This is a genomic window from Ruegeria sp. CDSC045, from assembly GCF_059610725.1.
Window position 1 is genome coordinate 712,939 of the sequence record NZ_JBXWOE010000001.1, and the last position, 25,342, is coordinate 738,280.

A 25,342-nucleotide genomic window follows, 5' to 3' on the forward strand; every position below is an offset into this window, starting at 1 on the left:
AGCCCGGCCCATTTCCACAGGCCAGGCAATCAAAATTCAGGCTTACAGGTTTCAGCGCTTGAGGATTGAGGCCCCTGCGTATTCGGCAATCTCACCCAGAGATTCTTCGATACGGATCAGTTGATTATACTTGGCTAACCGATCTGACCGCGCCAGTGATCCGGTTTTGATCTGACCGCAATTCGTGGCCACTGCCAGATCGGCAATCGTGGCATCTTCGGTCTCGCCCGAGCGGTGCGACATCACATTGGTATAGCGTGCGCGATGGGCCATATCGACGGCGCGCAGCGTCTCGGTCAGCGATCCGATCTGGTTCACCTTGACCAGCATCGAGTTGGCACAGCCGCGTTCAATCCCTTCCGCCAGTCGCGTGGGGTTGGTGACGAACAGATCGTCGCCCACCAGTTGCACCTTGTCGCCGATGGCGTCCGTCAGGGCTTTCCAGCCGTCCCAGTCATCCTCAGACATACCGTCTTCGATTGAGATGATCGGATAGTCTTTGACCAGAGCGGCCAGATAGTCGGCATTTTCTTCCGAGGTCAGGCTCTTGCCCTCACCGGACAGGACGTATTTGCCGTCTTTGTAATACTCGGTCGCGGCGCAATCCAAAGCCAGATGGATTTCCTCACCCGGCTTGTAGCCCGCCTTTTCGATGGATTTCAGAATGAAATCCAGTGCCTCGCGCGTGCTGGCGATGTTGGGGGCAAAGCCGCCCTCGTCGCCGACACCTGTGGCAAGACCTGCCGACGACAGCTCTTTCTTCAGAGTATGGAACACCTCGGACCCCATGCGCACCGCGTCGCGGATATTCGCGGCCGAGGTCGGCATGATCATAAATTCCTGAATGTCGATCGGGTTGTCGGCATGTTCGCCACCGTTGATGATATTCATCATCGGCACGGGCAGGATACGGGCCGAGGTGCCGCCGACATAACGAAACAGCGGCTGTGTGGTGAAATCCGCTGCCGCCTTGGCCGTTGCCAGCGAAACGCCCAGGATGGCGTTTGCGCCCAGACGGCCTTTGTTCTCGGTGCCGTCCAGTTCGATCATAGTCTGGTCGATCGCCACCTGCTCGGTCGCGTCGAACCCAACCAGTTCTTCGGCGATCTCACCATTTACGGCGGCAACCGCTTCGAGCACGCCCTTGCCCATATAGCGCGATTTGTCACCATCACGCTTTTCGACCGCCTCATAGGCGCCGGTCGAGGCACCCGACGGGACGGCGGCACGGCCCATGGTGCCGTCTTCCAGGATCACGTCCACTTCGACGGTCGGGTTGCCCCGGCTGTCCAGAATTTCGCGTGCATGGATGTCGATGATGGTGCTCATGAGGCCCGTCCCTGTGGCTGCAATCAGTTGCCAGCCTCATATCAGTATAGGGCAAAAAGTAAACCACTCATGTTATCGCTAACACTAATCTGAGAGCCTGTTTGCGCAAACCTGCGACGATCCGTCAGGCCGCAAGAGCCAGTGACCGCGCCAGGCGTCGTTCGCGCAGGAAGGTATAGAGCCCCGACCCCAGGATCAGCGATGCACCGGCAACCGTCATCATATCCGGGCGTTCCCCGAACATCAGCATTCCGGCCGCGATAGAAAACACCAGCCGGGTGTATCGGAACGGGGTCAGGGCCGAGGCATCGCCAATCCGCATTGCACTGACAATCCCGTAATACCCCAGAACACCAAATCCAATCGCGCCCAGGAACGGCCCGAATTCCGACTGGCTCATGGCAACGACCGGCTGGCCAGCCATTGAGATCAGCACCAGACCAGCAAGCGTCACCGCTCCGTAAGCCTGCATCGCCACCACGGCTGAGGCCACGCGTGCGTCCAGTCTGCGTGTGATCAGATCGCGGGCGGCAATGGCCACAACGCTGGCCACCACGAACAGGGTTTCCGGCTGGAACCCGTCCAGCCCGGGACGGATGATCATAAGGACACCGATGAAGCCGACGCCGATGGCGCTCCACCGTCGCCAGCCAACCTGCTCACCTAGAAACAGCGCGGCCCCCATGGTCACGACCAAGGGCATGGCCTGAAACACCGCCGCAACCGTCGACAAATCGACCAGAGACAGCGCGGTCACAAACGCCACGGCCCCCAGCCCTTCGCAGAGCGCGCGGATCAGGGGCAAGCTCTGCCACGCGGCGGCATCAAAGATGCGTTTGCGGGTGAACAGGGCCATCGCTGCGAAAACCAAACCACAGGCAAGGCCCAGAATGACCATGATCTGCCCCGTCGGCACGGTGACCGACAGGTGCTTGATGAACATATCCTCAAGAGCAAAAGCCGCCATTGCGCCGACGACCAGCAAAATGCCGTTCACGTTGTTCATAGTTTTGTCCGTAGAGTAGTGCGGCACATTCAACCGACCCTATCCAACCAAAAACCGAAGCCGGGCTGTCAGGCAAGCCTTATCCGCCTGGGAAATATGAAATCCCGTGCGCTGGCCGTTCGTTTTTTGTGATGGGTCAGTCGTGATCCAGCGGCACGCCGTACAGCTCTAGCCGGTGGCCTTTCAGCTTATAGCCCAGCTTGGCGGCGATCTTTTCCTGCAGCGCTTCGATCTCGGGGTCGACAAATTCGATGACCTCGCCCGACTGCATGTCGATCAGGTGATCATGGTGATCCCGTTCGGCATCCTCGTACCGGGCACGCCCGTCGCCGAACTCCAGACGTTCCAGAATCCCGGCCTCTTCGAACAGTTTGACGGTCCGATAGACGGTGGCAATGGAAATACCAGAATCAACCTGCGAGGCGCGCGAATAGAGCTCTTCGACATCGGGATGATCATCGCTTTGTTGCAGCACCTGTGCAATCGTGCGGCGCTGTCCTGTCATACGCAGGCCTTTGGCTTCGCAACGGGCGATGATCGTGTCGGACATAGGAACCCTCGGCATATATTCGGTTCTCTGTATTAAACCGTATGCGTGATCGGCGCTACAGGGGATTTACCGGCTAAGCTACAAGCCGTAGATCGGCCCAGATTGGCAAGTGATCCGAGGCGATGTGCGCGGGTCGCACCGAATGCACGCCATGCAAAACAGCCTCAAGCCCCGCGCCGAGCGCGATCCGATCCAGCGCGCCCAGCGGCTGTGCCGCTGGAAAGCTAGGGAATGGTGGAAGAAAGTGCATATCCGGGGCCAGGTGATCCAGAACCGGCTGTCGGGACCATTCATTGAAATCCCCCGCCCAGACAGTTGGCAAATCCTCAAGATTCGCATCGCACCGTCTGAGGTGGGTGATTTGCTGACGGCGTGAGGCGGGCAAGAGCCCCAGATGCATGCCCATCACCCGAAGCGGACCGATTGGTGTGTCAAACTCGACCCTGACAGCTCCACGCGGTTCCAGCCCCGGCAATTCGTGATGCCCGGTCTGCCGGACACGGATCGCATCACCCCGCCAGATCACTGCATTCCCATGCCACCCCAAGCTGCCAGCCCCACCCAAATCAACGATCTGCCATCCCGCTTCATCCAGCATGAAATGCGGCAGGGCCGCAGGGCGCGGAGGCAATCGTTTGTCGGCCTCTTGCAAGACGACAATATCGGCCTGCAGGCTTTCGATGACCTGAAGAATCCTCTGGGGCTGTCGACGCAGATCCAGTCCGACACATTTCTGAATATTATAGCTGGCGATGCGCAGGATTGCGGTCTGAGACATGGGTTCCTGAAAGTCCGTTTGAGATCGCAGGATTGCGCTGCTCATCGTTGATTGCAAGCCGGCTTCACCAAAGCAAGCGCATGGCGAAACACCGACGTAGCTGACTGCGAAAACAGGTGTGAGGAACTCATGTACCGCAGAAGGTCGCCTGAACAACCTCATCCTGTGCCGGTGGCCGTGTCAGATCCAAAGCGCCGGGTTGATCCTCATAGGGCCGGGACAGCACATTGTTCAGCCGGTGGAATGGGTCAAAATCCCCCTGCACCGCCGCCTGGATCATCTGTTCGACCCGGTGGTTGCGCGGGATAAAGGCCGGATTGGCCTTGTTAATCACCTCAGCAGGTTTTTTTTCACGAGACAGCCGCGACCGCCAACCCCTAGCCCATTGGTCAAAGGCCTGCGGATCGGTGAATTGATCCCGCGCCTGATCGCCGCCCAGCGCCCGGAAGGTATTGGTGAAATCCGCCTGGTTCTGCGCCATGCAATTCAGCAAGTCCGAGATCATCTCAAGATCGCCGTCTTCCTGCGTCACAAGACCGATCTTGGCACGGAACTTTGTAAGCCAGTGCTGCTGTATCAGGTCGGGCATCGCATGGACGATCTCGGTAGCCTCAGCAACGGCGGCCTCTTTATCCTCGAACTGCTGGATCAGCGCGGTCGCCAGCTGCGCTGCATTCCAAACGGCGATTTCGGGCTGGTTGGAATAGGCATAGCGACCCATGCGGTCGATCGAGCTGTAGACGGTATTGGGATGATAGTTATCCATGAAGGCGCAAGGACCGTAATCAATGGTTTCACCTGAGATCGAGCAGTTGTCAGTATTCATCACCCCATGGATGAATCCCACACTCATCCATGCGGCAATCAACTGCGATTGTGCGTCGACAACAGCGCGCAAAAGACCCATCGGGCCGTCGGCCTGCGGGTAATGGCGCTGGATGGCATAATCTGTCAGTCGACGCAGACTGTCCAACTGTCCACGCGCGGCGAAGATCTGAAAGCTACCTACGCGCAGGTGGCTTTGTGCTACGCGGGTCAGGATCGCACCAGGCATTGGACCTTCTCGAAAAATGGCCTCGCCAGTCTCAACGGCGGCCAGCGCCCTTGTAGTCGGGATGCCAAGCGCGTGCATCGCCTCGGACACCACATACTCGCGCAGCACCGGACCCAGCCATGCACGTCCGTCACCCTGTCGGGAAAACGGCGTCGGGCCTGATCCCTTCAACTGGATATCCCGTCGAACGCCATCCGTCCCAACTGTCTCGCCCAGCAAAACCGCGCGCCCGTCCCCAAGCTGGGGGTTATAATTTCCGAACTGATGCCCTGAATAGAGCTGTGCAATCGGTTCTGCTCCCTCTGGCAGGGCGTTGCCGGAAAAGGCCTCGGCCATTTCATGCACCTCGCCGGGCGTGATTCTCAGAATCTGCGCAAGATCGGAGTTGAAAGCAATCAAGCGAGGCGCACGAACCGGCACCGGCGCTTGCCGCGCATAAAAGCTGTTTGGCAAACGGGCGTAACTGTTGTCGAAGGGGATCATCAGGGTCATTGCCCAAACATATTCCTGATCGGGACGAATACCATAGCGGATCGTCCAATCCCGTGCATAATCGCCCTGAAACGACCGAGGCCCCATGACCGCACAAGAGATCATTCAACATCTGAATCTGCAACGCCACCCCGAAGGCGGCTGGTTCCGTGAAACCTGGCGCGCTGATAACCACGGCCGCGCCACCGGGACCTGTATCTATTTTCTGCTGGCCCAGGGCGAGGCCAGCCATTGGCACCGCGTCGATGCGACCGAGATCTGGCTGTATCACGCGGGGGCGCCCTTGGTGCTGTCGCTCAGCGCAACCGAAACTGGCCCGGCGACCGACCACATGCTGACCCCGGACCTGTCGCAAGGCGCACCACAACTGATCGTGCCCAAGGATCACTGGCAGGCCGCGCGCAGCACGGGGGCCTACACGCTGGTCTCTTGCATCGTGTCCCCGGGGTTTGAGTTTGACGGGTTCGAGCTCGCCGCTCCAGGGTTCGACATCCCCCGAGGCTGACCGATGGATCACCGCGCCCTCATCGCATCACTCCCGGCCGAGGCCAAAGACCGGCTGCAGATGCGGTCTGACGCGGCGGGTCTGAGGCACTTGGTGCTGTATCTATTGGTGCTGAGCTCAACGAGTACAGGCATAGCACTGCAAATCCCGCTCTGGCCGCTGCTGATCCTGCCGCAAGGCGTGCTGCTGGTGTTTCTGTTCACCCTCAGCCATGAATGCACCCATAAAACGCCGTTTCGGACTGGCTGGATGAATGATGCGGTCGGGCATCTGGTCTCAATCCCAATCGCCCTGCCCTTTACCTGGTTTCGATACTTTCACCTCGCGCATCACAAATGGACCAACCACCCGGACAAAGACCCCGAACTGGGGGGCAAACCGCGGCCCGACAGCTGGCCGAGCCTGCTGATCTATCTGAGTGGTTGGCCTTATTGGTCTGGGATGATGAGCGTTCTGATCAGTAACGCAATGGGCCGGATCGAGGCGCCCTATTTGCCGCATCGCCAACATAAGGCCATGCGGATTGAGGCCAGTGTCCTGCTGGCCGTTTACGCGCTTGCAGGGGCAAGCCTGCTGGTGTCACCTTTGGTGGTCAGCTTATGGCTGTTGCCGGTCTTGGTGGCACAGCCCGTTCTTCGGCTGTACCTGCTTGCGGAACACGGCCTCTGCCCGCCGGTGGCGAATATGCTTGAAAACTCGCGCACTACGTTCACCAACCGATTGGTCCGATTTCTGGCCTGGAACATGCCCTATCACGCAGAACACCACGCCTTTCCAAACGTTCCGTTTCACCAGCTGCCAACGCTGCATGACTGGACCAAAGCACATCTGAAATCGACTTCTGAGGGGTATTCAGAATTTACGTCAGACTACGTTCGCTCGATGGAACGCTGACCATCCCGCCCCCGACTAGCGCCTTGACCCCTGTGGTGCCGGGACAAGAGGTCGGCAGCCCGCGCGCGACACGGACAGCAAGATAGGCAAAGGCTTGTGCTTCCAGCATATCCCCATCCAGACCAACCGCTTCGACCGGCTCCACCGGACAATCCAGCGAAACGCGCAGCATCTCCATCAGGACCGGGTTATGCCGTCCCCCTCCTGTCACCAACACACGCGACGGCGGTTCCGGGCAATGCTCGATCCCTTGCGCAACTCCGGCGGCGCACATGCCGGTCAGGGTGGCAACCGCATCAGCGTCAGAGAGTTCCTGCACCAGGCGGATCATCTCGGCAAAGTCGTTCCGGTCCAGTGATTTTGGCGGCATCCTGTTAAAGAAGGGCTCTGCAAGAAACAACTCAAGTGCTCCGGCCTCGACCCTGCCGCCGCGCGCAATCGCGCCGTCGCGATCCATGGGCAAACCCAGACGTTCCTGCATCAGATCATCAACCGGTGCGTTGGCCGGACCGGTGTCAAAAGCCAAGAGCGCACCTGGTATTTCAGGGCCATCAAACCTGGGATCTACATAGGTCAGGTTCCCGACCCCGCCCAGGTTCAGAAAACAAAGCGGTTGGTTGGCCTCAATCCACTTGGCACAGGCAAAGTGGTAAAAGGGCGCAAGCGGAGCGCCCTCGCCCCCCATCGCCACATCATCGCTGCGGAAATCCCAAACGACGGGGACACCCAAGGCCTGCGTCAGGCAATCGCCGTCACCCACCTGCAACGTACCGCGCCCGCTTGGTTCATGCGCTAGGGTCTGACCGTGAAATCCGATCAGGTCAATCTCATCGAAGTCGGCCAGTATTTCGGCATGGGCAAGCGTGACCAATTCCGCCGCGGTATCCACATCATGGCCATGCCACTGCCCCAATGCAGCACGAAGCGTTTTCCGCTCCGCATCTGAATAGGCGCGGTATCCGGTGGGCCCAAAGCCAAGAATTCTGTAACCGTCCGTTTTGATCACCGCCGCGTCCACGCCATCCAGCGAGGTCCCCGACATTGCACCCAATGCAGTCAATACGCCTGATTTGCTAATTGCCCGACCCACGCCAGCCCTCTTTCGCCTGTTCGCGCCCGTTCTGTCGTCGCGTTGCCCACAACCTGCACGTTAACGCAAACCCAAGGCAAGCCAGATCACATAAGCCGCGTGTTTTTCTTGGATAAGGTGCCTTTTCCTTGTCATCCCCACCGCCTATACACTGCCCCGCAACATTAACCCAAAGGGCACGATATGACCTACCACCCCAAATCGGATTTCATCGCCACGATGATCGAGCGCGGCTTTCTGGCTGACTGCACCGATTATCAGGGCCTTGACGAGGCGCTGATCAGCGGGTGTCAGTCGGCGTATATCGGGTTTGATGCAACAGCAAAGTCCCTACATGTGGGCAGCCTGATCCAGATCATGATGCTTCGCTGGTTCCAGAAAACAGGTCATAAGCCGATCACCCTGATGGGCGGCGGCACCACGAAGGTGGGCGATCCGTCCTTCCGGTCAGATGAGCGTCCCCTGCTGGGCCCGGACCAGATCAACGCCAATATCGCAGGCATCAGAAAGGTGTTTGCCGCCTATATCGACTATGATAGCGGCGCAGAAAACGCAGCACTGATGCTGAACAACGAAGAGTGGCTGGACGACCTAAATTACCTCGACTTCCTGCGCGACATCGGCCGGCATTTCTCGGTCAACCGGATGTTGGCCTTTGAATCGGTGAAATCCCGGCTGGACCGCGAGCAATCGCTGTCCTTCCTCGAATTCAATTACATGATCCTGCAGGCCTATGACTTCCTTGAACTGAACCGTCGCTATGGCTGTGTCCTACAGCTTGGCGGTAGCGATCAGTGGGGCAATATCGTCAACGGTATCGACCTGACCCGTCGCGTGTTGGATAACGAGATTTATGGCCTGACCTCACCCTTGCTGACCACCAGCGATGGCAAGAAGATGGGCAAATCGCAAGACGGTGCAGTCTGGCTGAATGCCGAGATGCGCTCACCCTATGAGTTCTGGCAGTTCTGGCGCAACACCACCGACGCGGATGTTGGGCGGTTCCTTAAGCTGTACACCGAACTGCCTGTGGATGAGTGTGACCGCCTTGGCGCATTGCAGGGGTCCGAGATCAACGAGGCCAAGATTCGCCTGGCAAACGAGGTCACCTCCTTGCTGCACGGGACCGAGGCTGCGGCAAATGCCGAGGCCACCGCTCGCGAAGTGTTCGAAAAAGGTGGCGTCGGGGACGATCTGCCGACCCTAACGGTCGGCGAAGCAGACTTGCCGATATCCATCGTGCAACTGATCGTACAGTCTGGCCTGGCGAAATCTGGCAAAGAGGCCAAGCGCCTGATTGCAGAAAACGGCGCCAAACTGGACGACGCTTCATTAACAGACGCGGGTCTGATGATCGACGCAGGCGCCTTGTCCTCGCCCATCAAACTGAGTGCGGGCAAGAAGAGGCACGCGCTGGTTCAGTTGGGATAACTAAGACCTCTCAAAGAAAAACGGCCACCTAATTGGGTGGCCGTTTCTGTTTCGGCATGAGCAAATCCGTCACTTGCAGGCTTATCGCTTGCCCCCTTTGCCTCCGCCGTTTCCATGGCCGCCGCCGCCATTGCCGTGGCCTCCGCCGTGGCCGTTGTTACCTCCACCGTTTCCGGTGCCGGGGCCAGAGCCGCCATTATTGCCCCCGCCATTGCCGGGGTTCCCAGCGTTTCCATTGCCATTTCCGGGGCCGTTACCGCCTTTACCCGGACCATTACCCCCTTTGCCGGGACCATTGCCATTTCCGGGTTTGCCGGGGCCATCGCCACCACCATTGCCGGGATCATCACCTGGGTTGTCGTCACCGGGATCATCCCCACCACCGTTACCCGGATCATCGCCCGGGTTATCGCCACCCGGATCATCGCCGCCGCCGTTGCCGGGACCGTTACCGCCCGACCCGCCGGACCCTGTTCCACCGCCGCCAACCGGCGTGACCGGACTGCTTGGGTCCGAACTGCGGTCTTCGCCCGCATTTGCCGCGCTTACGATTGATGCTGTCGGAAAGTCGGTCAACAAGGCGGCCAACCCCGGGCATTGCGCGGATGTGTTTCGCAATGTGGTTTCGAAATCCGCTCGTTTCTGCAAGCGCTCCAGAAAGCTGGGGGTTACCTGCGTGCACTCACACATGGTCGCATAATCGCCGCTGTTTGCAGCATCCCGCGCCGTTTTCCAGTTGCAGACCTCTGGTGCAGCGGCCGCACTTCCAGCCGCCATAATCCCCAGAAACGGAGCGGCAACCAAAGCGGAAAGCCCTGATTTGGTTCCAATTCGCATAGTTTGTCCTCCTCAAATGCGCCACCCAGACGCTCAATTGCGTTCAGTGTCGATTTGAGATTTCAACATTAAGAACGCCTGAAGCTGACCTGAGAAAGCCTTGAGGAAAGGCCGCCTGCCCGACGCCCCCCTATGGACACTGTCCCTTGGCTGATATTAAATGAACGTATGTTCATATCTTTTGGAAGGAGATCCAGATGCACCTGTCGACCACCGCAGCCATTGTCACCGGAGGCGCCTCGGGGCTGGGTGAGGCAACGGCCCGCTTTTTTGCAGAAAACAATGCACAGGTAACCATTCTGGACCGGGATGCAGACCGAGGCAGCCAGGTCGCAACAGAAATTGGCGGGCATTTCGCCCAGACGGATGTAACCGATGAAACATCCGTGGCCGCGGCCATCGCCCATGCCCGCAAGAAGATGGGAGCAATCAACGCGGCAGTGAATTGCGCCGGGATCGCGGTTGGCATGAAAACCGTAGGCAGGGATGGCCCGCACCCGCTTGATGCATTTCAGCGCACGATCGACATCAACCTTGTGGGTACATTCAACGTTTCACGCCTTGCAGCCGCGGAAATGGCAAAGAACGACCCAGAACCGGATGGCGCGCGCGGTGTCATCATCAATACAGCCTCAATCGCGGCCTTTGATGGGCAAAAGGGTCAGGCTGCCTATGCGGCTTCGAAAGGTGGTGTGGTAGGTATGACCCTGCCCATGGCACGGGATCTGGCCTCGTCCGGAATCCGCGTGATGACCATCGCACCCGGAATCTTTATGACTCCGATGCTGGCCGGTCTGCCCGAAGAGGTGCAGCAACAACTGGCCTCTGACGTTCCCAACCCTGTGCGCCTTGGCGACCCCCGCGAATACGGGCGACTGGCCGGGTTCATCGTCGAAATGGGTTATCTGAACGGCGAGGTCATCCGTATCGACGGCGCGCTGCGAATGCGCTGAGCGTGGCTGATCACCTACCGATGAAAACGGCTCACTCAAATGAACTGTGGTCGGATAGCCGGCCACAGCGCGAAAGCTGATCTAGGCGCCCTCGGCCTTTTCCTCGAGGATCAGCCACTCTTCCTCGGCTGCGGCCAGCTTTTCTTGCCGCTCGACCAAAGCCTCGGTCGCTTTCTGAAACTTAACAGGTTCACGGCTGAAAAGCTCAGGATCGGACATCAGCTCTTCAAGCTTTCCGATTTCCGCCTCAAGCCGCTCAATCTCGGCAGGCAATTTCTCAAGACGGTGTTTCTCTGAAAATGATAGCCCCAGTTTCGGCTGCGCTTCTTGCTTTACCTTTGGCTTGGAAGTTTTTGTTTTTACTTCTTTCTTATCAGACACCTCGCCGCGCTGAGCGAGGTAGTCCGACCACCCCCCGGCATAGACGGTTGCACGGCCGTTACCCTCCATCGCGATGGTCGTTGCGGCCACACGGTCCAAGAAATCGCGGTCGTGGCTGACCAGCAAAACGGTACCGTCATAATCGTCCAGAAGTTCCTGCAACAGATCCAGTGTTTCCACATCCAGATCGTTGGTCGGTTCGTCCAATACCAGCAGGTTCGACTGTTTGGCCATCAGCTTTGCCAGCAGCAAACGGGCTTTTTCCCCACCTGACAGTGACTTAACGGCTGCTCTGGCCTGCCCCTCGTCAAACAGAAACTCCTTGAGGTAGCCGACCACATGCTTGGGTTGTCCACCCACCATCACCTGATCAGCCTTGCCGGAAACACGCATCTCGGGGTCGCCAGTCAGGCTGTCCCAAAGGCTCATTTCGGGGTCGAGCTGCGCGCGGGCCTGGTCGAATACTGCAATCTCAAGATTGGTGCCCTGCGTGACCGAACCCTCATCCGGGTTCTCTTGTCCCAACAGCATTTTCAGCAATGTTGTCTTGCCGACGCCGTTTGGGCCAACAAAGGCCACGCGGTCGCCCCGCTGTACCAACAGGTCAAAGTTGCGCACGATCTGATGATCACCAAAAGACTTGGATAGGCCTTTGGCTTCAAACACTTTTCGCCCTGATTTTGGTCCAGCCTCAAGGGTCATCGCGGCCGAACCCTGACGTTTTATCTGTGCGGCTTTTTCAGATCGAAGGTCCTGCAAGGCGCGGACCCGACCCTGGTTGCGCTTGCGACGGGCGCTGATGCCCTCGACGGCCCATCGCGCCTCGGACTTGATCAGACGGTTCAGCTTATGACGTTGCTGGTCCTCTTCCTCCCAGATCTTGTCGCGCCAAGCCTCGAATGCCGTAAACCCCTGCTCCTGCCGTCGGACCGCCCCACGATCGATCCATAGCGTCGCGCGGGTCAAGGCGCGCAGAAAGGCACGGTCGTGTGAGATCAGCACATAGGCCGTCCGTGTCGATCCCAGCTCACGCTCGAGCCAGGCGATGGCTTCGATATCAAGATGGTTGGTCGGCTCGTCCAGAAGCATCAAATCAGGGGCTTCGGCCATCAGCTTTGCCAGCGCGGCACGGCGGCGTTCACCACCCGAAGCCGTATCAACAGCTCGTGCCGGGTCGAATTTCAGCCCTTCGCCTGCGCGTTCGACTTTGTAAAGCTCACCCGGCTCTAACCCGCTGGAGGCATAGTCGCCGAGCGTAGCAAACCCTTCCATTCCGGGGTCTTGCTCCATGTAACCGACTGACTTACCCGGGGGAATTACAATCTCGCCCTTGTCCGCTTCCACCAAACCGGCCATCACCTTCATCAAGGTTGACTTGCCGGATCCGTTCCGCCCAACCAGAGCGACGCGGTCGCCTGGTTGAACCACCAGATCAAGGTCTGAAAAAACCGGATCGCCCCCGAAAGTCAGGGAAATGCCGGACATCTGCAATAAAGGAATTCTTGCCATGCCCGCCAGCTACCCCCGCAGCGTCGAGCCGTCAACGGCGATTACCCGGCAACGGCCCGCAGCAAACGTTTACGTGCGGGCGGAATCGCGCAGATTTCGAGGCCGGTAAAGACATGCAAAGTGTTCATGTGACGGTCAACGACTGCGTGGTCACTGACCCAACCGCCCATCATCAGGTAAGTACGCAGCAAAGGGGGCATGCGCATCATGGCTTTTTTGGCATCCGGGCGCCGACGCAATCTCGCGGCGAACCGGAAAACATCTGGGGCCTTGACCCGTGGCAACCAGCGTTTCGGGGCCAGATGGCGATGTTTCAACATCGCAAAAGCATCAAGATATTCCGCCGTTTCTGTACCCGCAAACGATGAGCAGCCAAACAGCATCTCAACATTATTCTGATCGACAAATGCAGTCATCGCCCCCCAGGCAACACGCAGAATGTCTGGGTCGTTTCGACCAGGATGCACGCAAAAGCGCCCCATCTCGACCATACGCCCCTTAAACCCTTCAAGTGCCGAGAGGTCATAGAACTGGGCGGAATAGCTTCGGCCAATCTCGGCCCCGCGCTCCATCATCAACATGCGAAAGCAGCACACGAGTTTACCGTTGGCACGCATATCCTCGACCAGAATATGCGTACAACGGCTATCGAACTCATCCTGATCAGGCTGATCAGTCCCGAAAGCCAGTGTTCGAAGACACTGCGCCGCCGCAACATCCTGCGGTGTTTGCGCCTGACGCGCACGGTACCGGCCCTTGCCGAGCAATAGTGCCATGGTCGCATCCTCCTGGGTTGCTGACCTGTTTCGTCTTGCAGGGTCAATAACACAGGATTTGTGACCGCCCTGTGAAGTTGACAAGACGTGACTATGAATTAGTTGGTCGCGCCAGGAATGTTTGCCGGGTTGAAGTTGCCGATATTGCCAAGCAGCTGCCGCAGGAACCCACGGTTCTGAACTGAGGATTCGGTAATACGACGATCCAACGTCACGACGTTTCCATCCTCAAGGCCAAAGCGTTCAATATTGCGCACAACACCCCGGTTATCGAAGCTGATCGCCACAAGCTCGCGCGAGACGATTTTCGGTCGTTTCGGACCATAATGACGAACGCGTGATGTCACATAATAAAAGCCGGAATCGCGAACGACACCTGAAGTACTGGGCGCGCCAACGGATTCGAGTACGCTTTCACGTGTATCGACACCCACCTGAATTTCGGCCAGGTCCTCCGCTGTGGGGACATATCCGTGTTTCTTGAAGACCGGAGCACACGCACCAGCAGCGGTCAGACAGGCCGCAAATACGAGCGTTCTGGACGCTGGTTTCAACCTGCTCATAACTTTCAACATTCACACCCTCTTGCCTTGGGACCGTGCGGCCCCTATCCGATTACATCAAACCGCCACCCCGGTTCAACACACGAAAGGGCCACGTATGAGCAACCAGACATCTTTACGGGTCGCCGACCTGCCTCAGAACGCACCGACGCCCTTTGAAATTCGCCCTGACGCGCAGGAGTTGGATCTCTTAAAGAACGAGTTGAGCCTGCTTGGGCTGCGTAAGCTGAGTTTTGTCGGCGAGGTGCGTGCGCATGGAAAGCGTGATTGGGCGCTTTCAGGAAAACTGGGGGCAACCGTGATTCAACCCTGTGTCGTGACGCTGACGCCGGTTACCACGCGGATCGACATTCCGGTGACCCGAATGTTTCTGTCAGATTGGACAAACCCTGACGAGGAAGAGTTCGAAATCCCGGAGGGTGACGAATCTGAGCCGCTAGGGACCGAAATCGTTCTGACCGAGGTCATGTCCGAAGCGCTGGCGCTTGCCCTGCCCCAGTATCCCCGGAAAGAAGGTGCCGAATTGGAACAGGCGGGCTTTACCGAACCCGGCAAACAGGCAATAACGGATGAAGATGTCAAACCCTTTGCGGGCTTGGCCGGGCTGCGCGATGCACTGAAAAAAGACGAGTGACACGGGCCTGAAATCCTGTCATAGCAGGCGCTCAGAAAAATCGCTTGAACATGCTGAGAATCGCAGTATTTTCGCGCGCTCATCGGAATTTGGGTTGGACATCGCGGGGCCCGTCCCCTAAACGCGCGTCAAACCACGAGAAAAACGAAGAATGAAACCTGGCCCGCAGCGAATCTGCCGGCCCTTAGTAGACAAAGGTTGAGACCATGGCTGTCCAACAGAACAAAGTTTCCAAGTCGCGTCGCAACAACCGCCGCGCGCACGACGCTCTGGTTGCTGCAAACCCGAACGAATGCGCCAACTGTGGTGAGCTGAAGCGCCCGCACCACGTCTGCGCGTCCTGCGGCCACTATGATGACCGCGAAGTCGTCGCTCAGGCCGACGAAATCGACCTGGACGAAGACGCGGCCTAAGCCCTAAAAGCGCAGGCCAAGCATGACAGAACAGCCCACGCACGCCGGACGGATTACCATCTCGGTTGACGCAATGGGCGGAGATTCGGGGCCCGCTGCTGTTGTGGCGGGGATCGCCAAATCGGCGGATAAGAACCCCGATATCGCGTTCATCTTGCACGGGCCTGAGGCCATGTTGCGCAAACTTGTCGCAAAACGGCGTGTCCTGAACGGGCGCGTCGTTTTTCGTGATTGTCCCGATGTGGTCACGATGGAGGACAAGCCCAGCCAGGTCGTCCGACACGGCAAGCAAACCTCGATGTGGTCCACACTGGAGTCGGTACGTCAGGGTGAAGCCCATGGCGCGGTCTCCTGTGGCAATACCGGCGCATTGATGGCCCTGTCGATGATGCGTCTACGTAAGCTGCCGGGGGTAAACCGCCCGGCAATCGCTATTTTGTGGCCCTCGCGCAATCCGCAGGGTTTCAATGTAATGCTGGACGTAGGCGCCGATGTGCGCGCGGACGCCAAGGACCTGCTGCAATATGCTTTGATGGGTGCCTCTTATGCCCGAAACGGCATGGCGTTGGAACGTCCCCGGATCGGCCTTTTGAATGTGGGCACCGAGGAACATAAAGGGCGCGCCGAGCTAAAAGAAGCGCATGGCATGATCTCGGATTTTGCGGATCAGGCCAGCTTTGACTTTGTGGGTTTTGTCGAAGGCAGCGACATCCCGGGAGACAAAGCCGATGTCATTATAACAGACGGGTTTACAGGCAACGTCGCCATCAAGACCGGAGAAGGCACAGCCAGCCTGATCGGAGATCTTCTGCGCGAGGCGTTCAAATATTCTCCGCTCTCACGACTAGCCTCGATCCTTGCAATCACGTCTTTGCAGCGTTTGAAGAAACGAATTGATCCTCGGCGCGTGAATGGTGGGGTTTTCCTTGGCCTGAACGGAACCGTCGTCAAATCACATGGTGGTGCAGACTCGACCGGCGTGTCAGCCGCTGTAAAGCTGGCCTTTACCCTGGCCGAGTCCGGCTTCGCCGAAAAATTGGCAGCACGGGTTGCATCGACAGCCGAGCTTGCACAAGATGCCGCAGACACGCCGTCGAAGGCCGGTGAATAACAAAAAAGGCAGTACCCCAGCATGGCAGGCCGTTCAATTATAGTTGGTGTCGGGCACTATTTGCCAGAGCGCATCGTCCCGAATTCCGAGTTCGAAGAAACGCTCGATACGTCTGATGAGTGGATACGGACACGTTCCGGGATCGAACGCCGGCATTTTGCAGCGGAAGACGAAACCACTTCGATTATGGCCACAAAGGCTGCCAGTGCCGCACTGGCCGATGCGGGTCTGGAGGCAGATGATATTGATGCGATTATTCTTGCAACATCGACCGCTGACCTGACGTTTCCCTCTGCCGCAACAATGGTTCAATCGCAGCTTGGCATGACCAAAGGCTTCGCCTTTGACGTACAGGCGGTTTGCGCCGGATTTGTCTATGCCATGACCAATGCCAATGCGCTGATCGTATCAGGCCAGGCCAAACGCGTACTGGTCATCGGCGCCGAGACGTTCTCTCGTATCATGGACTGGACCGACCGGTCGACCTGCGTTTTGTTCGGCGACGGCGCCGGAGCGATAATCCTTGAACAGCATGAGGGCGCGGGAACCTCGGACGATCGGGGCATACTGGCAACCGACCTGAACTCGGACGGGCGCTATAAGGACCTGCTCTATGTGGATGGAGGCGTCTCGACCCAGTCCACAGGCTATCTGCGGATGAAAGGAAACCAGCTGTTTCGGCAGGCAGTTGAACGTCTGACCTCTACCGCAGAAACCTGCCTAGAGAAGGCTGGGCTAAGTCACAAAGATGTGGATTGGATCGTACCGCATCAGGCAAACATTAGAATCATCCAGGGCACAGCCAAGAAATTGGGCGTTCCTATGGAACACGTTGTCGTTACCCTGCAAGACCACGGAAATACCTCGGCTGCATCGATTCCCCTGGCAATGTCTGTTGCGAAACAGCGTGGGCAGTTCAAACAGGGTGATCTGCTGGTCACAGAGGCAATCGGAGGTGGATTGGCCTGGGGCTCAGTCCTCTTGCGGTGGTAACAAGCGCAATTCAGCTTACACACTCGCCCGCAATTCATTGATATTGACAGCGAATTTGCCCCGACCCTATGCTCTGATAGCAACAGGGGAATTGGCATGAGCGACAAAACACTGACCCGAATGGATCTGAGCGAGGCCGTATTTCGTGAAGTTGGCCTTTCACGCAATGAAAGCGCGCAACTGGTCGAGAGCGTTCTGAACCATATGTCCGACGCATTGGTGCGCGGTGAACAGGTGAAGATCTCGTCTTTTGGAACTTTCAGTGTTCGGGACAAGACAGCTCGTATCGGCCGCAATCCCAAGACAGGCGAAGAGGTTCCAATTCAGCCTCGCCGTGTTCTCACCTTCCGCCCGTCGCATCTGATGAAAGATCGCGTCGCCGCAGGGAACCGCAAATAAGATCAGGACGGCACGAATATGAGCAAGTCCCCAGACGCCTTTCGCACCATCAGTGAAGTTGCGGACTGGTTGGGTGTGCAGCCGCATGTTCTGCGATTCTGGGAAAGCCGCTTCAATCAGGTGAAACCGGTAAAACGGGCGGGCGGGCGCAGATATTACCGCCCCAACGACATGCGCCTGCTGGGCGGCATCAAGAAGCTTTTGCATGAGGATGGGATCACCATCAAAGGCGTACAGCGCATCTTGCGTGAACAGGGCGTGGCGCATGTTTCTTCGGTGTCCCAGGGCCTGGATGAAATGGCGAATCTTGAACCCACACCCGATGCAAATGTCGTTGTGCCATTCACGGCCAAGCCAGCCCCCCCGCAAGAGCAGATACATCTGGATCTAGGCGACGCTCAAAAACCCGAACCGACCCCTGCCCCCGCTCCGCCAAAAGCTGAGCCTGCGGCCCAAGCCCAGCCGTCCTATCCCGACGCCTCGCCCTTGTTGGGTGGGATCGCGACACTGGCCTGGACCCGAGACGCATTCGATGACCAGTTGCTCAGCCAGATAGCGCCCATCGCGCAAGAGCTGCGCAGCGTGTTGAACCGAATAGAAAACCGATCAGCGGGATAAGAAAAAAGGCGATGATTTCCTCTTGCCCCCGCCGGGAAAGTCTTTATGAACACCTCAACGTCGGGCTATGGCGCAGCCTGGTAGCGCGTCCGTCTGGGGGACGGAAGGTCGCAGGTTCGAGTCCTGCTAGCCCGACCAAATCACACCGACGTTTATGGCACACAGGCCAGATCCCGCTCTGGCATCAGGGGGGATCGGAATGACCGGCGTATGCCCGAACCAGCAGATAGAGGCGATGATCGCTCGCAGTGAGATTACCGCAAGCCCAGAGGTCATCCCCGCCCAGATTCAACCCGCCAGCCTTGATTTGCGTTTAGGTACAGTTGCTTACCGGGTACGTGCCTCGTTTCTGGCAGGCGAAAGTCGCACCGTAGCCGAACGTTTGTCGGAATTTGAGATGCACCGCATCGATATCTCTGAAGGTGCTGTGCTGGAAAAGGGCTGTGTCTATCTAGTGCCGTTGATGGAATCGCTGGCCCTGCCCCAGGGGCTGAGCGCGGCCGCCAATGCAAAAAGCTCGACCGGGCGGCTGGACCTTCTGACGCGCACGATCACCGATGGCGGGACCGAGTTTGACCGGGTGCCTGCAGGCTATACCGGCCCCTTGTATGCCGAGATCTGCCCCCGCTCATTCTCGGTTCTGGTGCGTCCGGGAATGCGGCTGAACCAGATCAGGTTCCGGGAGGGTCAGGCCGTGCTGAGCGATACCGATCTAAGCGCCCTGCACGCCGAATCCCCGCTGGTCGATGGCCCCGCTGTCATTCAAGACGGGCTCGGGTTCTCGGTGGACCTGCGGCTGCCCGACACCAATTTGGTGGGCTACCGCGCCAAACCTCATACCGGTGTGATCGATCTGGACCGGATCGGCGAATACGACCCGCAGGAATATTGGGAAGAGGTGCGCACCACCGATGGACGCATCATCCTCGACCCCGGTGCGTTTTACATTCTGGTCAGCCGCGAGGCGGTGCATATCCCGCCGATGTATGCGGCTGAAATGGCCCCCTATCTGGCGATGGTCGGGGAATTCCGGGTGCATTATGCCGGTTTCTTCGATCCCGGTTTTGGCCATGCCGCCGCAGGTGGCGAAGGATCACGCGGAGTGTTGGAAGTCCGCTGTCACGAGGCCCCATTTGTGTTGGAGCACGGCCAAGTCGTCGGGCGGCTGGTGTACGAGCGGATGTCAGAAATGCCCACGCAGCTTTATGGTGCGGGCATCGCCTCGAACTATCAGGGACAAGGATTGAAACTGTCCAAGCATTTCAAAACGGTAACCTGATCAGAACCGGATAAACCGGCGCATCTGATTGGCCACTCGCTGGGCTTGACGCATATTTTGACGCTGGCGGTTTCCACCCGCCTGCAACTGGCCAGACGCATCAGAGCTCTTATCCGGTTGCTGCTCTTGCCCCGGCTTCTGGCCCACGCGGCTGGCCATGTCGAACCCCTTATCCACCCCTTTGGTGACAAGCCGCCGCATGACCTGTCGCACGATCATGTCAATGATACGATTGGCATTCATTGCTCAACTCCGATTTCCAGGCTTCTAAATAGTCGATTTGTGCGGCAACAAAAGGGCCACGTGATCACTCTTCCTCGAACAGTTCGGTTTGATCTTCGTCTTCCTGCCCCTCTCCCAGTGGGATCGTTCCCGGAGGTGGTCTGTTCTCCAGCAAACCGGCAGCGCGCAATTCTTTCAACCCCGGCAAATCTCGGGCGTTCTCCAGCCCAAAGTGATCCAGAAACTGCGGAGTCACCACGAAAGTCACCGGACGGCCCGGCGTCATCCGACGACGACCCAGTCTGATCCACTCCATCTCCAACAGTTGGTCGATGGTCCCGCGCGAGACCGATACGCCGCGAATTTCTTCGATCTCGGCACGTGTACAGGGTTGGTGATATGCCACAATCGCCAGCGTTTCGATCGCGGCCCGGCTGAGCTTGCGGGTCTCAACCGTTTCTTTTTGCATCAGAAAACCTAAGTCTGGGGCAGTGCGAATGGCCCAGGATTCACCAACCTGAACCACACGAACACCACGCCCTTCATAGCGTTTCTTTAGCATTTCCACCGCCTGTGACGCGTCGCTGCCATGGGGCATCCGCACTTCTAGATCGGCAATCGTCACCGGCTCGGCGCTGGCGAATAACACGGCCTCGACCATGCGTTCTTGCTCGGCCATAGGCGGAGCTTCGAACAGGGTGCCGGTACCTTCTTCCTGAGGCGCGTCAGTCACGGGATTGGGTCCTCTTGCGTAGTTGTATTGGAGCAAAAGTTTCGCTCTGCTGTATTTCCATATGCCCTTCTTTCACCAACTCAAGTGAGGCCGCAAAAGTAGCCGCCGTCGCGGACCGCCTGCGCACCGGGTCGGCATCCCAGCCCTCGGGCAGATAGGTCTCCATATCCGTCCAGGCCCCGGCAAAGCCGATCAGCGGGCGCATACGTTCCAGCGCCTGTTCCATCGTGAATACGGCGTCACGGTCCATGACAAAGGGGCGGAATTCATCACGGGTGCGAATGCGGGCATAGCCCTGCATCAGGTCCAGCAGCGTGGCGGAATAGGTCACGGTGCGGATGCGCGTGACATCCTCGCCCTGCCCGCGTTTGAAGAAATCGCGCCCTAGCTGATCGCGCCCCATCAATCGGGCGGCAGCATCGCGCATGGCCTGAAGCCGCTCTAGCTGAAACGCCAGATGCGCAGCCAGTTCTTCGCCCGAGGGGCCTTCGTCATTCGGATCCGGAGGCAGCAGCAAGCGCGATTTCAGAAAGGCCAGCCATGCCGCCATCACCAGATAGTCGGCGGCCAGTTCGATCCGCAGCGCCCGTGCCTTTTCAACAAAGGACAAGTATTGCTGCGCCAGCGCCAGAACCGATATTTTGCGCAGATCAACCTTTTGTGTGCGGGACAGCATCAGCAGCACATCGAGCGGGCCTTCGAACCCGTCGACGTCTACGATCAATGCCTCTGCCGCAAGGCGATCCGCGACCGAGACGGGGTCTTCGCTAAAAAGATTATCCGACATACACCTGCCCGCCCATTAGGCGAGAAAGTTCGGCTTCGGCGGCTTGGATGTCAAGTTCCTGCGGGGCTTTGCGCATCGCCAACGCCCGTTCAGCGCGTTTCTGTGCCTGTTCGGACATCTTTCCGGCGGTGCTCAGCACCTTAGCACGGGCATCAAAAGAGCCATTGCAGTACAAAACCACATCGCACCCTGCAGTTAGCGCCTGATTGGCAATCTCTTCTGGATTTCCGCTCAGGGCCTTCATCGAGATATCGTCCGTCATGATCAGCCCGCCAAACCCGATCGTTTTGCGGATCAGGCTGATCATGGTCCGAGAAATCGTAGCAGGTTGAGGGTCAATCCGGTCATAGACCAGATGCGCCGTCATCCCCATGGGCAGATCGTTCAAATCCCGAAACGGGCCGAAATCTGCTTCGGTCAGCTCCTCTTGCGTCAGATCGACATGGGGCAGGTCATGATGGCTGTCCAGCGTGGACAAACCATGACCCGGCATGTGTTTGAGCACCGGCAATACACCGCCATCCAAATGCCCCTCGGCAGCCGCACGACCGATCCGAGAAACCATTTTGGGATCAGATCCATAGCAGCGGTTTTTAAGGAACGGATGCGTCTCGTTCCGGGCCAGATCCACCATGGGGGCGCAGTTGCTGTCGATCCCAAGCTCGAACAGTTCATTCGCAATCAGGCGATAGCGCAGATACATAGCACGTTCGGCCTGCTCTCCGCTCTGGGCCACGTGATCCAACGGCGGCATCCATTCCCGTGCCAGCGGTGTGCGCAGTCGTTGCACACGTCCACCCTCTTGATCAACAGTGATCGGGCAGTTACGCCCCACAGCCTCGCGGAAATCGTCGCATAGGGCGCGCACCTGATCCGCAGACTCGATATTACGGGCGAACAGAATGAACCCGAATGGGTTCATCTCTCGGAACAGTTTTTTCTCGTCAGACGTCAGGCGCAGACCTTCAGCGTCGGTAATGACTGCGCCGAAACTCACCGCGCGGCAACCGGAATGCAATCAGCGCCTTCGGCCTGCAAAGCGGCACAGAATTGGCGCGAGTCGCTCAGATCGTCAAACCCCAGAACCCGAAGACGATAGAAGGTTCGCCCACCGCTTGAGGTTTTCTGTATAACACGCTGTTTTCCATCCATATAATCCCCGAATCGTCCATTCATGCGATCCCATTCCGAGCGCGCGACGTCCGAATTTTCATAGGCGCCAAGCTGGGCCATACGGGTGCCCTTGGTCAGAGTTTCAGGATCCACATCCAAGCCGACCGCAGCTTTGACCGCCGCGTTGATCGCGTCTTCGGTAGTGCTGTTTGACGTAATCGCGCTGCGCACACCACCAGCGGGGCGCAGGACCGGGCGCAGCGACCGGCGCACACCTGGCAAAGCTGCCAGTTCTGGGTCCGGTTGCGATGCAGCCAGATCAGCCGGATCAATAGCAGGCTCTTCCTCGGGGATGGTCAAAGAGGCCAACTGAAAACTTTGCTCGCCAACCTGATCGGAATTTTCCGCCTCTCCCGCCAGTTCAGCAACCAGTGTATCAACCGCGCCCTGGCGCATCTGTGTGGCCGTCCGGTTAGAGACGTTTTCATCGACCACATGTACGGCAGGTGTCGGTTGCAACGGTGCCACCGGAGTATCTTCATCTGTCAGGGAAACCGGGCGCGGCGCAAGGATCAGCCGATCAGCAGGCGGCGCTGCTGTGCCCACTGCCGCAACCGTGTTCACGGCCAAACCCTGATGATCCGCAGGGGTGCCACCCGGGCTATCCGGCTGAATACGCATTGGTCCATCTAAGGCCCGAACAACCGGCACGCCACTCACATCGCGCATTACCAAATTGTAACCCCAAACACCGATGCCAGCGACCAGCGCCAATGATGCAACGGCACCCAGAGCACTAACAATACGACCCAAACCTGCGGGATGGGGCGTTTCGTCATATCCGTGCAAGTCATTAGGGAGGTCATACCCATCCTGAGGATGAGCTTGATTCGTATAATGCATCTGCTCGGGGCGCATTTGCCCCGGGTAATCGTAACTTGCCATGTCCGCCTCACCGCCCGTTTAGCGCCGAAAATAAGGCGCGCGGGTCATTTCTTGCCTACCTCGTACCGGCGGTTCGGACGGTGTTGTTCACCGCATCTCCTGCGCCGGAGTAACGCCAAGAATACCCAAGCCTGCTGAAATCACAACAGAAACGGACCGGGCCAGTGCGATTTTTGACTGGCTTGTGGCAACATCGCCATCCTGAATAAACCGCAGCTGGGTTTCATCGTTGCCCTTGTTCCAAAGCGCGTGGAAATCCCCTGCAAGTTCATACAGATAGAAGGCAACGCGGTGGGGTTCATTGGTACGCGCGGCGATCTCAACCAGACGCGGCCATTCGGCCAGCTTCTTGGCAACAGTCAGCTCAGAGGCATGGTCGATCTTACCCAGATCGGCGCTTTTAAGCGCTGGGTCCTGCGCGTCGATCCCGGCCTCAGCTGCACGGCGCAGAACACTCATCACGCGGGCATGGGCATATTGGACGTAGAAAACGGGGTTCTCGCGGCTTTGTTCCAACACCTTGTCAAAGTCAAAATCCAGGGCAGCGTCATTCTTGCGGGTCAGCATCACGAAGCGGGTCACATCCGGGCCAACCTGATCGACCACATCACGCAATGTGACGAAGTTCCCTGCCCGCTTGGACATCTTGAACGGCTCGCCGTTCTTCCACAGTTTCACCAACTGGGTTAGCTTGATATCCAGCGGTACCTTGCCATCGGACAGAGCGGATACTGCGGCCTTCATCCGTTTGACATAGCCACCGTGGTCAGCGCCGAACACATCGATCAACGCGTCAAACCCACGGGTCACTTTGTCATAGTGATAGGCGATATCCGGGGCAAAATAGGTCCAGCTCCCGTCCGATTTCTTGACCGGGCGATCCACGTCGTCGCCATGCTCGGTCGATTTGAACAGGGTCTGCTCACGTGGTTCCCAATCTTCGGGCTTTTTGCCCTTGGGCGGTTCCAGCACGCCCTCATAGATCAGGCCCTTGTCGGTCAGGGATTGCAACGCAGCTTCAATCCGACCCGTGCCATAGAGCGACTTTTCCGAGAAGAACACATCCATCTCAACGCCCAGCGCCTTCAGGTCGGCACGGATCAGGTCCATCATCGCTTCTGTCGAAAACTCGCGCAGATCCTCCAGCCAGTCGCTTTCCGGCTTGTCGATCAGGCTGTCACCGTATTTCTCTTTCAACGCCTCGCCAATCGGGATCAGATAGTCGCCAGGATACAGGCCCTCGGCGATCTCGGGGCTCAGCCCGTTGGCCTCGCGGTACCGTTCATAGGCCGAGCGCGCCAGCACATCGACCTGCGCACCGCCATCGTTGATATAGTATTCACGGGTCACGATATGGCCGGAATAGGCCAGCAAGCTTGCCAGCGCATCGCCAAACACCGCGCCCCGCGTATGACCCACATGCAAGGGGCCGGTCGGGTTGGCCGAGACGTATTCCACGTTCACCTTCTGCCCATGCCCCATGGTCGAGCGGCCATAATCCGTGCCCTGTTGCAGCACCGCAGCCAGTACACTCTGCCAGACCGATGGCGCCAACCGCAGGTTCAAGAACCCCGGCCCGGCAACCTCTGCACTTGTGATCCGATCATCCTCTGCCAGCTTTCCAGCCAGCGCATCGGCAATGTCGCGCGGCTTCATCTTGGCGGGCTTTGCCAGCACCATCGCCGCATTCGTTGCCATATCGCCATGCGCCGCATCACGTGGAGGCTCGACCGCCACGTTGTCAAAGCTCAACCCTTCGGGCAGCACGCCTTCGGACTGCATCTGTGCCAACGCGTCCAGCACAAGGCTGCGGATCTCGGAAAACAGGTTCATTTCGAATGTCCTTTTGCTTGCCCGGCGGTTTACCACGCAACACCGCAAGGTCAATGGAGGCATTCAATTTGCGCTTGGATAAAGACCCCTCCCCGCTAAGGTCTGTCAGATACA

The 25,342-nt window shown here is 58.2% G+C and carries 27 protein-coding genes and 1 tRNA gene; 12 read left to right on the forward strand and 16 right to left on the reverse strand.

Going from position 1 to position 25,342, the window contains the following annotated elements; translation table 11 throughout:
- Nucleotides 1-51 precede the first annotated feature (51 nt).
- The 5 genes from eno to AC2FH6_RS03575 all read right to left on the reverse strand — a co-directional run bounded on the left by eno (nt 52) and on the right by AC2FH6_RS03575 (nt 5,209).
- Entirely contained in the window at nt 52-1,329 is a 1,278-nt protein-coding gene (gene eno, locus AC2FH6_RS03555; protein WP_496701208.1) for a phosphopyruvate hydratase, read from the reverse strand.
- A 124-nt stretch (nt 1,330-1,453) separates the two neighbouring features.
- A complete protein-coding gene (locus tag AC2FH6_RS03560) occupies nt 1,454-2,335 on the reverse strand; it encodes a DMT family transporter (RefSeq protein ID WP_496701210.1) in 882 nt (293 codons plus the stop codon).
- 136 nt (nt 2,336-2,471) lie between these two features.
- The gene (locus AC2FH6_RS03565) at nt 2,472-2,885 is read right to left on the reverse strand and encodes a Fur family transcriptional regulator (protein ID WP_142633379.1); all 414 of its coding nucleotides are present in this window, start codon (nt 2,883-2,885) and stop codon (nt 2,472-2,474) included.
- A gap of 73 nt (nt 2,886-2,958) precedes the next feature.
- On the reverse strand, nt 2,959-3,663 hold the full coding sequence (locus AC2FH6_RS03570; RefSeq protein ID WP_142635102.1) for an endonuclease/exonuclease/phosphatase family protein: 705 nt from the start codon (nt 3,661-3,663) through the stop codon (nt 2,959-2,961).
- 127 nt (nt 3,664-3,790) lie between these two features.
- A complete protein-coding gene (locus AC2FH6_RS03575) occupies nt 3,791-5,209 on the reverse strand; it encodes a protein adenylyltransferase SelO (RefSeq protein WP_496701515.1) in 1,419 nt (472 codons plus the stop codon).
- A gap of 85 nt (nt 5,210-5,294) precedes the next feature.
- Between AC2FH6_RS03575 and AC2FH6_RS03580 the strand changes: the two genes are divergently transcribed.
- Nucleotides 5,295-5,714 carry a cupin domain-containing protein gene (locus AC2FH6_RS03580; RefSeq protein ID WP_281971975.1) on the forward strand — a complete coding sequence of 140 codons (420 nt, stop codon included), beginning with the start codon at nt 5,295-5,297 and terminating at the stop codon, nt 5,712-5,714.
- A gap of 3 nt (nt 5,715-5,717) precedes the next feature.
- On the forward strand, nt 5,718-6,608 hold the full coding sequence (locus tag AC2FH6_RS03585) for a fatty acid desaturase (RefSeq protein WP_496701213.1): 891 nt from the start codon (nt 5,718-5,720) through the stop codon (nt 6,606-6,608).
- Here the strand turns inward: AC2FH6_RS03585 and AC2FH6_RS03590 are convergent.
- Nucleotides 6,574-7,698: an anhydro-N-acetylmuramic acid kinase gene (locus AC2FH6_RS03590; RefSeq protein ID WP_496701215.1), complete on the reverse strand. Its 1,125-nt coding sequence runs from the start codon at nt 7,696-7,698 to the stop codon at nt 6,574-6,576. The genes AC2FH6_RS03585 and AC2FH6_RS03590 overlap by 35 nt on opposite strands.
- 183 nt (nt 7,699-7,881) lie before the next feature.
- Here AC2FH6_RS03590 and tyrS point away from each other — a divergent pair, with 183 nt between their 5' ends.
- Nucleotides 7,882-9,129 (forward strand): tyrosine--tRNA ligase, encoded by a 1,248-nt coding sequence (gene tyrS / locus AC2FH6_RS03595; protein ID WP_281971972.1) that lies wholly within the window; start codon nt 7,882-7,884, stop codon nt 9,127-9,129.
- A gap of 81 nt (nt 9,130-9,210) precedes the next feature.
- Here the strand turns inward: tyrS and AC2FH6_RS03600 are convergent, their stop codons facing one another.
- Nucleotides 9,211-9,966, reverse strand: coding sequence for a hypothetical protein (locus tag AC2FH6_RS03600; protein WP_496701217.1), 756 nt, complete (start codon nt 9,964-9,966; stop codon nt 9,211-9,213).
- Nucleotides 9,967-10,163: 197 nt separating this feature from the next.
- Here AC2FH6_RS03600 and AC2FH6_RS03605 point away from each other — a divergent pair, with 197 nt between their 5' ends.
- Nucleotides 10,164-10,919 carry a 3-hydroxyacyl-CoA dehydrogenase gene (locus tag AC2FH6_RS03605; protein ID WP_271947465.1) on the forward strand — a complete coding sequence of 252 codons (756 nt, stop codon included), beginning with the start codon at nt 10,164-10,166 and terminating at the stop codon, nt 10,917-10,919.
- Nucleotides 10,920-11,000: 81 nt separating this feature from the next.
- Here AC2FH6_RS03605 and AC2FH6_RS03610 read toward each other — a convergent pair whose 3' ends face one another.
- The 3 genes from AC2FH6_RS03610 to AC2FH6_RS03620 form a co-directional block, all read right to left on the reverse strand.
- The gene (locus AC2FH6_RS03610; protein WP_496701219.1) at nt 11,001-12,809 is read right to left on the reverse strand and encodes an ABC-F family ATP-binding cassette domain-containing protein; all 1,809 of its coding nucleotides are present in this window, start codon (nt 12,807-12,809) and stop codon (nt 11,001-11,003) included.
- Between the two features lie 41 nt (nt 12,810-12,850).
- A complete protein-coding gene (locus AC2FH6_RS03615; protein ID WP_496701221.1) occupies nt 12,851-13,585 on the reverse strand; it encodes a GNAT family N-acetyltransferase in 735 nt (244 codons plus the stop codon).
- 98 nt (nt 13,586-13,683) lie between these two features.
- Nucleotides 13,684-14,160 carry an outer membrane protein assembly factor BamE gene (locus AC2FH6_RS03620; RefSeq protein WP_496701223.1) on the reverse strand — a complete coding sequence of 159 codons (477 nt, stop codon included), beginning with the start codon at nt 14,158-14,160 and terminating at the stop codon, nt 13,684-13,686.
- A gap of 85 nt (nt 14,161-14,245) precedes the next feature.
- Here AC2FH6_RS03620 and AC2FH6_RS03625 point away from each other — a divergent pair, with 85 nt between their 5' ends.
- The 8 genes from AC2FH6_RS03625 (at nt 14,246) to AC2FH6_RS03660 (ending at nt 19,595) form a co-directional block, all read left to right on the forward strand.
- A complete protein-coding gene (locus AC2FH6_RS03625) occupies nt 14,246-14,782 on the forward strand; it encodes a YceD family protein (protein WP_142633358.1) in 537 nt (178 codons plus the stop codon).
- A 206-nt stretch (nt 14,783-14,988) separates the two neighbouring features.
- Entirely contained in the window at nt 14,989-15,195 is a 207-nt protein-coding gene (gene rpmF / locus AC2FH6_RS03630; protein WP_037316137.1) for a 50S ribosomal protein L32, read from the forward strand.
- 22 nt (nt 15,196-15,217) lie between these two features.
- Entirely contained in the window at nt 15,218-16,306 is a 1,089-nt protein-coding gene (gene plsX, locus AC2FH6_RS03635; RefSeq protein ID WP_142633356.1) for a phosphate acyltransferase PlsX, read from the forward strand.
- Nucleotides 16,307-16,327: 21 nt separating this feature from the next.
- Entirely contained in the window at nt 16,328-17,299 is a 972-nt protein-coding gene (locus AC2FH6_RS03640) for a beta-ketoacyl-ACP synthase III (RefSeq protein WP_271947477.1), read from the forward strand.
- Between the two features lie 96 nt (nt 17,300-17,395).
- The gene (ihfA, locus tag AC2FH6_RS03645; RefSeq protein ID WP_037316145.1) at nt 17,396-17,698 is read left to right on the forward strand and encodes an integration host factor subunit alpha; all 303 of its coding nucleotides are present in this window, start codon (nt 17,396-17,398) and stop codon (nt 17,696-17,698) included.
- Between the two features lie 18 nt (nt 17,699-17,716).
- Nucleotides 17,717-18,316 (forward strand): MerR family transcriptional regulator, encoded by a 600-nt coding sequence (locus AC2FH6_RS03650; protein ID WP_496701226.1) that lies wholly within the window; start codon nt 17,717-17,719, stop codon nt 18,314-18,316.
- Nucleotides 18,317-18,377: 61 nt separating this feature from the next.
- Nucleotides 18,378-18,454 (forward strand) — tRNA-Pro (locus tag AC2FH6_RS03655).
- 61 nt (nt 18,455-18,515) lie between these two features.
- Complete coding sequence (locus tag AC2FH6_RS03660) at nt 18,516-19,595, forward strand: 2'-deoxycytidine 5'-triphosphate deaminase (RefSeq protein ID WP_496701227.1); 1,080 nt, start codon at nt 18,516-18,518, stop codon at nt 19,593-19,595.
- Here the strand turns inward: AC2FH6_RS03660 and AC2FH6_RS03665 are convergent, their stop codons facing one another.
- The 6 genes from AC2FH6_RS03665 to argS all read right to left on the reverse strand — a co-directional run bounded on the left by AC2FH6_RS03665 (nt 19,596) and on the right by argS (nt 25,228).
- Nucleotides 19,596-19,838 carry a hypothetical protein gene (locus AC2FH6_RS03665; RefSeq protein WP_496695718.1) on the reverse strand — a complete coding sequence of 81 codons (243 nt, stop codon included), beginning with the start codon at nt 19,836-19,838 and terminating at the stop codon, nt 19,596-19,598.
- Between the two features lie 64 nt (nt 19,839-19,902).
- Nucleotides 19,903-20,550, reverse strand: coding sequence for an SMC-Scp complex subunit ScpB (gene scpB, locus AC2FH6_RS03670; protein ID WP_281994496.1), 648 nt, complete (start codon nt 20,548-20,550; stop codon nt 19,903-19,905).
- The gene (locus AC2FH6_RS03675) at nt 20,543-21,337 is read right to left on the reverse strand and encodes a segregation and condensation protein A (protein ID WP_142633343.1); all 795 of its coding nucleotides are present in this window, start codon (nt 21,335-21,337) and stop codon (nt 20,543-20,545) included. The genes scpB and AC2FH6_RS03675 overlap by 8 nt, the downstream gene beginning before the upstream one ends.
- Nucleotides 21,327-22,334 (reverse strand): beta-N-acetylhexosaminidase, encoded by a 1,008-nt coding sequence (nagZ, locus tag AC2FH6_RS03680; protein WP_496701228.1) that lies wholly within the window; start codon nt 22,332-22,334, stop codon nt 21,327-21,329. The genes AC2FH6_RS03675 and nagZ overlap by 11 nt, the downstream gene beginning before the upstream one ends.
- On the reverse strand, nt 22,331-23,395 hold the full coding sequence (locus tag AC2FH6_RS03685) for an SPOR domain-containing protein (protein WP_496701230.1): 1,065 nt from the start codon (nt 23,393-23,395) through the stop codon (nt 22,331-22,333). The genes nagZ and AC2FH6_RS03685 overlap by 4 nt, the downstream gene beginning before the upstream one ends.
- 87 nt (nt 23,396-23,482) lie before the next feature.
- Nucleotides 23,483-25,228: an arginine--tRNA ligase gene (argS, locus tag AC2FH6_RS03690; RefSeq protein WP_496701232.1), complete on the reverse strand. Its 1,746-nt coding sequence runs from the start codon at nt 25,226-25,228 to the stop codon at nt 23,483-23,485.
- Nucleotides 25,229-25,342: the final 114 nt, after the last annotated feature.